Below are 1,246 nucleotides of genomic sequence, written 5' to 3' on the forward strand. Positions count from 1 at the left end.
ACGGGAGTAGCAGGAGCAACAGGAGCTACGGGAGTAGCAGGAGCGACAGGAGCTACGGGAGTAGCAGGAGCGACAGGAGTCACGGGAGTAGCAGGAGCAACAGGAGCCACGGGAGTAGCAGGAGCAACAGGAGCAACTGGAGCGGGTTTGGCAGCCTTTGGTTATGTGTATGATCTTTCCGCAGTGGCCCAAGCTGTACTTCCCGGAACAGATGTGATATTTAGCAGTAATGGCCCGCTTGTTAATGAAACTCACATTGCGGGTACTGCCCCAGTGACCGTGTTACTTGCCGGTGACTATCAGATTGACTATAGCGTAAGCATAACGTTAGGTTTAGGTTCGGAAATAGCGATTGAAGTGAATGGTGTAGTAGACCCATCCACCGTAGTTGGTGCGTTGGTCGGTGCTGGGCAAGTAACAGGTCAGGCCATTCTAACACTTGCAGCGGGTGATGTCATTACACTTACGAATACCTCTGGTATTGGGTTAACCTTAGCTGCTGCGCCTGAGGTTGGTGCACAAATGACTATTAATAAATTAGACTAAGCTTACTAGCAGATTCTTAATCATTGTTTTTCTTTTCTTAGTCCCTTGGTAATACCAAGGGACTTGATTTAGCAGATCAGCTCTCCAGGAGTTGTAGTTGCACCAATTAAAATAGCTATGTAACAAAAATAGAACTAATACAATACAATAAATGCGGCTAAAAATTGAGGGATGATCAGAACATCGAGGTTATTTGGTTAAATAGTAGTAAGTGTAAAATCAAAAATTTATTATTAATGTAAGGAGATAAGAGGATGGCTGAATTAACTACCGGACTAATCGAAAATACTCCGGTCTCCGGAGTAAGACCAACGACAACGTTTACTGTAAAAGTTTCTAACGACGATACAAGTGCCGCTGACATTGAAATTTTGGGTTTTTTCGTGTCAGAGAATACGAAGATCCTGTATATTCAAGAGTTGTTTAATTTAGCGGCGGGAGCGGCTATAACAAGAATCTATTTCGCTCAGTTAGATGAATTTGAATTTCAATTTATAACAAGCTCTGATGCTGTCGAGATCTCAGGTTGGGGAAAAAATGCCGCTGGAGATTTGGTAGCAGCTCATCGCGTACTGCCAGCTGAACTTGATCCTATAGGTCCTGTTGAAGTAATAGGAATAACAGGAGCCACAGGAAGTACAGGAGCAACAGGTACCACGGGAGGAACAGGAGCTACGGGAGCAATAGGAGCCACAGGAAG

1 protein-coding gene and 1 pseudogene are annotated in these 1,246 nt (G+C 44.5%); both read left to right on the forward strand.

The window, feature by feature from the left end; genetic code table 11:
• The coding region (locus BUB11_RS23040; RefSeq protein ID WP_427846331.1) for a BclA C-terminal domain-containing protein at window positions 1–546 on the forward strand (546 nt) is incomplete at its 5' end.
• A gap of 254 nt (window positions 547–800) precedes the next feature.
• Window positions 801–1,246: pseudogene (locus BUB11_RS23045) on the forward strand (hypothetical protein); the annotation flags it as partial.

The organism is Desulfosporosinus lacus DSM 15449, assembly GCF_900129935.1.
GTDB classification, from domain to species: domain Bacteria; phylum Bacillota; class Desulfitobacteriia; order Desulfitobacteriales; family Desulfitobacteriaceae; genus Desulfosporosinus; species Desulfosporosinus lacus.